The organism is Methanospirillum sp., assembly GCF_035406105.1.
In the GTDB taxonomy this organism is placed as follows: Archaea; Halobacteriota; Methanomicrobia; order Methanomicrobiales; family Methanospirillaceae; genus Methanospirillum.
In genome coordinates, this window is sequence record NZ_DAONKG010000109.1 from 1 (window position 1) to 8,219 (window position 8,219).

Below are 8,219 nucleotides of genomic sequence, written 5' to 3' on the forward strand. Positions count from 1 at the left end.
TAATTCATGAGTAATGAGGATGTGTGATTAGAAACAGACTCCAAAAAACGATTTTTATCTTTGAATTGGTGGAGGTATGGTTGATCCCCCTGGCCTTGCTCGAATAGGTATCAGGCCATAAAGCTGTCTTGCATGGAATCAAATTGCTCAATCTTTTCAAGACAAAATAGAGCATCTATAGCTAATATCCACATCACTCCATACACGGTAGGGGTGAAACCAGAGCACGTCAGATTCATTCAGTCTTTTTTGGGCTTGCGGGTTTGACAATTCATCTAAAGGATTTCGAAACAAATAATTTTTACCCGTGCTTGGGATAATCCACCATAACAATAGGGTAGGAATAGTATGAAAATCGAGCACATGAGAATAATGGTTTTTTAACCTGTTGAAAATCCCTTCAACCGATGTCATAACCTACAATAAGCAATAGTTCCCTGTCTTTCACACATTGAGCCGAACAAGGGCTACGACAGATCGAAACGAAACGAACCTTTGGGAATCAGAATCTCAAACCGGACTCCTGAACCCGGAATACCGGTCTCATGGATTGAAATACCGGTAAGCGAGAGGATCTCACGGACCAGAAACAATCCAAATCCTGTATTTTTTCCATATCCCCGGTTAAAGATCAGTTCTTTCTCGTCGTCAGGAATTCCAACCCCATTATCCTCCCAGAGGATTATCAGATTATTCCCGGATTCATGGGCCGATACTCTGATCTCAGTAACGTGCTTACCATGCCGAATCGAATTATCAAGCAGGGTTGAAAAAACTGTTTTTACCAATGGATCCACCAGAAGTGAAACTCTTTGAATCATGGAATCATAGATAACCGGAAGAGGGGCGGATGAGCCCGGAAGAATCGTTTTAAGCAGAATCCAAACAGGTTTCTCAATTCCAATCTCCTGAAATATCCGGGTAAATTCAATCCGGGACTGGATTATCCTGACTACTTCTTCCATATTATCCAGGTATTCGGAAAATCGTGGATCCGGGCAGTCCTTCCGGGCTATATCAAGATACAGATAGAGTTCAGAAAGATTATTGATTATATCATGTCTGGTAACTTCAGTAAGGAGATGAATCTGCCGATATGCCCTTTCAAGTGCTTTTTCTCCTTTTTTTCGTTCGGTGATATCCTGGTTTGCACCATAGGTTCGAATAATTTTACCGTCACTATCTCTGATAACACCCATTCCCACAAGAATATCCCTGATCTGTCCATCACGGCGAATGATACGATGTTCAACATAGGTCACCGCATCAGGATCCGGATTTTCCAATCCTTCCCTCACTTTTCGTAAGGCCTCTTCACGGTCATCAGGATGTACAAATTCTTCATAATATCGCTGTAAAGAAAACTGAGTTCCTCCTTCACGCTCTGCTGAGGTTCCATACAAAGCAAAAAAGCAGTCATCAAAGGTAAATACATCGGTAAGGGCTTCATATTCCCAATGTACCACATGCGCGAGATTCATGGCTTTTGCAAGTTTTCGTTGATTTATATTGAGGTATGATATCAGTTTATTCGCTCGTTTATATTCTATTGCCTGGAGGATTTTATGGGTCAAATCTGCAAAAAGGGAGACCAGATCTCCTCCTTTCTGAATATAAAAATTGGCACCGTTATTGATAGCTTCAATGACAACTTCTTCTCTTCCCCGACCAGTGAAGAGAATAAAGGGGATTTCAGTATCTTTCTTTCTGTTCTCCTTGAGAAAGGTAATTCCATCCATTCCCGGCAGCTGGTATTCTGATACGATTGCATCATAGGTCAGAATATCAGGCAGATCCAGAGCCTGAATGGCTGACGACATTGTCTGTACCTTACATCTCCCCGTTTTTTCGATGAGGTTTTTTCCTTGATTGAGCATATCCCGTTCATCATCAACATACAGGATGGTATATTGTTCCGGATATGATAACGGAAGATCTCCTCCGGGCATAGTTTTTACAGTGCGTAAAAAATAATAAATATTCCTGTTCTCATCGACATCGACGCGGCTCATGGGGTTTTGTTATCGCTGAACACCCCGTGCTGAATGTCGGATAAAACATGGAATTACGTAAAAAACGGTATAATCTCACCGATGAGCATATACGGATGGCAAAAGAACTTGGTCTGAATCCCAAAAAATTTAGTTCATATGCACCCAGTAAACAGGAATCATGGAAAGAACCACTTCCGGAGTTTATCGAGGAGATATATGCCATACGATTTAAAAAAAATGAACCTGACGACAGATACCTGATCTGTTCCCTGTCTTGCAGGTGATTTTCATCGTCCTTTTCGATATCCATACTATTTCATCAGAAAGATACTTCGCACCCTTTCACATGAGCCAAATGAACGCAACCCCTGAAATCTCTGCCCTTCACAATTCCATATTACTGTTCCCCTTCTGAAGGTTCAACCATCAGAAATACGACATCTCCAACCTTGTATGTGGTGATATACAGATCGATGGTGGTAGGAATTCCGGACATCTCAGATACCAGTGAAGCAGGTTTTTTTATCACCGGATTTCCGGTCATGTACGTTGTTGAGACCGCTTTTCGTATTGCACATCCGGAGCAACAGACTGATTTTCCACACCCCTCAGATCTGAGTGCATGTTCACATTCGAAAACCTCTCCCAGACGCTTGTCATGAATAGAAAGGGTCTTATTCCCAATCAGATGTCCTGCTTTATAATTGGCTGAGAGCACCTTCACATCATCATCGACAAGAAAAACAGGGTGATCCAGCATATTCAGATACTCTTTTAGATCAACTCCCAGGCTTGCCTTGATATGGTTATAACATGAAGTACATATCCCATGAGAGACCCCGTCTTTTTCCGCTGATTCGGGCCTTAACTCCGTATTGCAGTACGCACACACATACTTCATTACCATAAAAGTCTCCTGACATTCAGAAAAATATTTGGCTCTATTGGTTCACTCTCATCCCTCATCATTCAAAAGAAACAGATATCTGTCAAGAGGTAAAAGGGGTATATGAATTACCCGATACTTGATGGATATCACACAGACCTTTTACAAAGACCTGCCGGTGCAGTACAGAATACTGGTGTATCTCATAGTCTTCCTGCTCATTATCACCGGAATTCTCTTAATCTATGGGTATTCTGATAAGGATCGCGGGTATCCTCAATCTGACACCACACGGGATCTCTCCGCCGTCGGCGATGAAAATTTCCCTCCCTTTTCGTACCTTGAGAATGGAGAACCTGCCGGCTATGACGTAGACGTTATGCATGGTATCGAAAAACTGCTCAACCGGACCATTCACATCGAACTTGTACCCTGGTCACAGGCCATTGACCTCGTGGCCAGAGGAGACCGTGACATCCTCATCGGCGTTGCATTCACCGATGAACGAAAAACCCTCTTTGACTTTACCGAACGGACCATAAATCAGCGGACAGCCAGGTTTATGAGAAAGGATAATTTCCACCTCCCAACCTCCAGCCTCTCACATTGGAACGGGACAGTCGCCGGTCAGAAGGGAGACATGAATACACAACGGCTGAAAAGAGAATACCCAAACCTGACAATTATTGAGTATCCTGACCAGATGCAGGCATTACAGGCGGTCATTGATAAAAAAGCGGATCTCTTTATCGGAAATTACTATGTCGGGATGTATACCCTACAGGCACTTCAGGCAACCGATCTCCTGAAGATGGCAGGAGAACCAGAATCGGAACGACCGTACGGGATCGCCGTCACCAAGGGCAGGTCTGCCCTGCTCTCTGATCTGAACCAGGCAATTGAACAGCTCAAGGAATCAGGAGAGATGAAAAAAATCAGGGATAAATGGTTTGGAGAAAACTTCTTCTCCGAATCCCTGGTGCAGTACCTGAGAGCAATTCTGCTCATATCCGGAGGAATACTCCTGTTCTTTGGCATTTATGTCATAATCCTTCGAAGATACAACACAAAACTGAATAAAAAGGTCCGGGAACAGACTGAAGAACTCACAGAGAAAAACCGTAGGCTCCAGGAATCAGAACGCACCCTGCTCTTGCACATTCAGGAACTGGATGAAAACCGAAGAGCCCTGGCTGCATCGGAGGAACGCTTCAACCTTGCCATGCAGGCCACCAGGGACGGGATATGGGACTGGCAGACAGACCCTGAAGGATATTACTTTAGTCCAGGCTACTATCACATGCTGGGGTATGAGGCAGATGAGATCCCCTTCAATTACGAAGTCTGGCTCATGCACCTGCATCCTGATCACCGCCAGATGGCAGCATCAGTTGTATCAGGAATACTGAGCGGAGAGCATGACTCCTTTGAGATTGAGGTACTCATGCGGACAAAACAAGGCGAATACATCTGGATCATGTCACGGGGCATGACGGTCAGCAAAGATCCGACCGGCAAACCGACACGGATTGTGGGAACTCATGTCAATATCACCAACCGCAAAAAAACCGAATCAGAACTGGCAGAACTGAAAATCCTCATGGATGCAGCGTTTAATCAAAGTAATGTGGCGATGGTCCTGATCCGTCTTCCTGATGAAACGATCCATCTCATAAACACCGCCGCATGCGAATTATTCGGCATTGACTCTGAAACCATACAAGCAGGAATGAATTTTTTCACCCGTATAACCGCCTCCCTCCGTGACCCAGATACCGGTACCCGGATACCTGAACCAGAACATCCGCTCCGAAAAGCAGCCGAAGGAATTGTCACAACCGGGTATGAGGCAGGGATTGCTGACCAGACCGGTTCTGTCAGGCATGTGCTCATCAATGCCTCCCCTATCGTCAATAGTGTTGGAAAACTTATTGCAGCCATCATGGTCTGCGCAGATATATCAGAAAACCGTCAGATTAAGGAAGCGATGAACCGGGTGAACCGGAAACTGAACATGCTTGCCAGTATTACACGAAATGAGATTCAGAATCAGGGATTTGTTCTCCGCGGCTACCTTGAGATCTGTAAAACAGTCGCCACTGAACCAGCGGTCATAGAAATCCTTGACAAGATCCAGGAGATCGTCGGCAGGCTGAATGCACACATCATAAATACCCGTAATTTTCAGGATATGGGAATGAATCCTCCAACATGGCAGAATCTTCGCGAAATCTATATCTTCGCCGCCTCACATGTAAACCTGTCAGAGATACGCCATGTTCAGGAGATTGGATCATATGAGGTATTTGCAGATCCATTCTTTGAAAAGGCACTGACCAACATTCTCAATAATGCAGTCATTCATGGCGGTCATGTCAGCACGATCACCGCATGCACCAAGGAGCGGGGATGGGATCTTGTCCTGATCATCACCGACGACGGATGCGGAATTGAACCAGAACGAAAGGAGCAGATCTTCATGCATGGTGACCCGTCAAACCAGGGGTTTGGGTTATTCTTTGCACGGGAAGTACTGTCCATCACCGGCCTGATGATTCATGAGACTGGTGAGGCCGGGCATGGTGCACGATTTGAGATAACCATACCCAGAGGGATGTTCCGTCCGGTCCAGGAGAGAGACGGACCGGCAGGGAACTGATACCGCATTGATTGCATCAGGCACTGACTCCAGTGATGATCATCTCCGCCATTCACCTCGGGATTATCCAATACCCATCCAGGCATCCATCGCATGCACAATCCGGTGCCCAGCCTTCCGTTTCATATCAGGAGCTCTCATTATCCGTATAACCAGAAAATCAGACCCATTTGCCTCTCGTTTTCCAGCTCTTTTCAGCCATTCATATCCTCACTCCTCATATGTATGTGTCACAGAAGTGACAGGAGCAAGAACGAACAATGGCAGATTTTGTATCAAAATCGGTTGTGAAAAGTTCCGTGCGGGAATTATCTACCCCGCTGGAGAATAAGGCAGCATTAAGCACCATCATCGGGAACATCCTTGCAGATAACCCCTGGGGATGTACCCCCTACATTTCCGGTGGAGAAACCCTGCCGGCAATCACGAAGAACTCCGAGATCTACTCTGGTACCATCGTGTATGAGAACAACGCCGGAAAGCAGGTTGGCCGGATATCAGTCAGAGCACCATCGGCAGCCGGATTTGATACCATAGTTACCACCATTCTGGCACAGGAAGCTCTGGGAACCGCCATGGGAGGGACTGGTTCCCATGACAGCTCAGATGACAGATTTCAGGTCACCCTCAAATGTCATGATGCAAATGGTGAGTTGTATAACGTCACCTTCAGACGGAACAATGTCTCGGTCAGCAGTTATGAGTCTGATGAAGTGATTGCCACAATCAAGACCTGGGCTGACACCATCCCGGCACTTGCCTGAATGGGTGGGACGAGTGCAAACGAAGGTGCAATCGTGAACAAGGAAGGAATCATCCTCCTCGTTCTTCTGTTCATTCAGTCACCGGTCTGTGCAGATTCGGTTACTTCTTCCATTACCTGCAATGGAGCGTCGTTTGTTTCATCATCAGTTATGCAGCCTGACCGTTCCTGGTCAGAAAGTCTGTTTGCCGTAGATTCGGCCATGATTCTTCGTGATATTCTTGCCAGGGATTCTGTGAATACTCATACCCGGATCATCTCACAGGGACCGGTGGGAATTTTTGAATATTCCGGTGCGAATGAAAGCAGAACCGCAGATCCCCCGGGTTGTCTCCTGGGAAACCGGGACAATAGAACGGAATCACGGTATACGACTACCGTACTTGGGCTCATGGAGCAGGGAATGTACGCATCCACGCTCTCGCAGCGTACCACATCAGAGTTTCTACTCATGGCAAACGGAACCGGAATTCTGCTTACACGGGCAGCAGGTAACGATGGAACACGGGTACTCAGTCATGCATCAGATGCCTTCGGTGATCTGAACATGACAGAGAGAATGGAATTTGGAGACGATAATGGGATTTGAAAACATTCTTATGGCAATATCTTTGGGATTATCCCTCACATCCTGTATCAGCACAGCGATACTATGGGCAGACATGATTCGAAAATTCAGGGCATTGACGTTCTTTTCATCAGAGCGGAATGATGACGGGGAGTACTGGATAATCGGACTTTCAGGACGGGTATCATGACCGGAGATATACCGGCATCCTCTTTTTTCAGGGCTTTACAAGAGTTCCTCATACCATCCGAAAACGAATCAGGTATTGATAGTATCGGGCGGAAAAAGCGGGAGGTCTGCCGTACGATTGAAGAGATGCTCTCTGATTATGCAAATATGTTCTGTGGAGAGATAACACCGGAAATGGACTTTCAGATGCCCATATCTCACACGATCCGGATGGCGGAACAGATTGAGATGTATGCCCGCTATTTGGATCTGCTTGATGAACATCTGGAGAAGATTGAATTCTGACCAGATTTATGCATCGTGGCCGCCATTACCAAAGCCCGGGCCCCAAGGTCATCTCCTGTAAAACACCCCGTCAGACTCCTTTTTGTATGCGTCCCCCCGAACACTCCCCTCACCCGTCCCCCTCCATATAAACCCCTCCTGCGGCACGAACGCTCCTTCCTGAACCATATGCCTGGTATCCCTGGTGACAGCACAAAAAACTCATGAATAATTCCCTGGTATATGAGAAAAAAAACCACATATTCAGATCACACCCGAGGGGTGAATCATCTTCCACCATTCATCCCATATAATAACCTCTATCACGCATACACAATCAATTCAGCCCCTGATACCTGAAAAATTGCGCAGGAGGATCGTCTGACAAGACTGGATATCCGTACTCCCTGTAAAGACTTTCGGTCTTCAGAATACGCCAGAATGGTCTTCCTTATATGGAACATTTCAGACATTTGAGGGCCGGGTATGATCTGGCAGGGCTGGTGAAAACATAACACCCACTGGAATCATAAACGATTTACATGAGCAAATAACTGAATACAGAATAACCCTCCGCGGAATCTACAGGTTTGGTACACTTTTGATATCAGCGGGGTTCATCAGGATAATGGATCCTGTTCTTTCATCTACTTTCTCATGTCTGCATCATCATACAAACATTCTCCCCGTCGCATCCAGGAGGAACACCTGATGTCTGATCTCTCCCATGCAGGACGGGTCGCAATCCATGCCGCCTGTGAAAAACTCACCTCCGCCGGATATTCTGCTGAACGTCTGGCCGGAAAGAGAAGAAGATTAGACATCATCGCATGGAAGCAGGAGAAGATCGTAGGCATTGTCGTCAGGTCGTCACGGAGGGGCGGAATAACCCGGTA

10 protein-coding genes are annotated in these 8,219 nt (G+C 46.1%); 7 read left to right on the plus strand and 3 right to left on the minus strand.

The features are described from left to right. Positions 1-467: 467 nt before the first annotated feature. The gene (locus PLA23_RS07720; RefSeq protein WP_324474755.1) at positions 468-2,012 is read right to left on the minus strand and encodes an ATP-binding response regulator; all 1,545 of its coding nucleotides are present in this window, start codon (positions 2,010-2,012) and stop codon (positions 468-470) included. Between the two features lie 47 nt (positions 2,013-2,059). Here PLA23_RS07720 and PLA23_RS07725 point away from each other — a divergent pair, with 47 nt between their 5' ends. Continuing rightward, complete coding sequence (locus PLA23_RS07725) at positions 2,060-2,278, plus strand: hypothetical protein (RefSeq protein WP_324331110.1); 219 nt, start codon at positions 2,060-2,062, stop codon at positions 2,276-2,278. 113 nt (positions 2,279-2,391) lie between these two features. Here the strand turns inward: PLA23_RS07725 and PLA23_RS07730 are convergent, their stop codons facing one another. After that, on the minus strand, positions 2,392-2,895 hold the full coding sequence (locus tag PLA23_RS07730; RefSeq protein WP_324474757.1) for a hypothetical protein: 504 nt from the start codon (positions 2,893-2,895) through the stop codon (positions 2,392-2,394). A gap of 127 nt (positions 2,896-3,022) precedes the next feature. Between PLA23_RS07730 and PLA23_RS07735 the strand changes: the two genes are divergently transcribed. The 5 genes from PLA23_RS07735 (at position 3,023) to PLA23_RS07755 (ending at position 7,344) form a co-directional block, all read left to right on the plus strand. Further along, entirely contained in the window at positions 3,023-5,539 is a 2,517-nt protein-coding gene (locus PLA23_RS07735) for a transporter substrate-binding domain-containing protein (RefSeq protein WP_324474759.1), read from the plus strand. Between the two features lie 260 nt (positions 5,540-5,799). Continuing rightward, entirely contained in the window at positions 5,800-6,303 is a 504-nt protein-coding gene (locus PLA23_RS07740) for a hypothetical protein (RefSeq protein WP_324331817.1), read from the plus strand. Next, positions 6,304-6,891: a hypothetical protein gene (locus PLA23_RS07745; RefSeq protein WP_324331818.1), complete on the plus strand. Its 588-nt coding sequence runs from the start codon at positions 6,304-6,306 to the stop codon at positions 6,889-6,891. Further along, a complete protein-coding gene (locus PLA23_RS07750) occupies positions 6,881-7,060 on the plus strand; it encodes a hypothetical protein (RefSeq protein ID WP_324474760.1) in 180 nt (59 codons plus the stop codon). The genes PLA23_RS07745 and PLA23_RS07750 overlap by 11 nt, the downstream gene beginning before the upstream one ends. Next, complete coding sequence (locus tag PLA23_RS07755; protein ID WP_324474762.1) at positions 7,057-7,344, plus strand: hypothetical protein; 288 nt, start codon at positions 7,057-7,059, stop codon at positions 7,342-7,344. Before PLA23_RS07750 ends, PLA23_RS07755 begins: the two co-directional genes overlap by 4 nt. Positions 7,345-7,453: 109 nt before the next feature. Here the strand turns inward: PLA23_RS07755 and PLA23_RS07760 are convergent, their stop codons facing one another. Then, complete coding sequence (locus tag PLA23_RS07760) at positions 7,454-7,624, minus strand: hypothetical protein (protein ID WP_324474764.1); 171 nt, start codon at positions 7,622-7,624, stop codon at positions 7,454-7,456. A gap of 410 nt (positions 7,625-8,034) precedes the next feature. On the opposite strand from PLA23_RS07760, the gene PLA23_RS07765 reads away from it, so the two are divergent. Continuing rightward, on the plus strand, positions 8,035-8,219 hold a 185-nt coding region (locus PLA23_RS07765), incomplete at its 3' end, for a hypothetical protein (protein ID WP_502883605.1).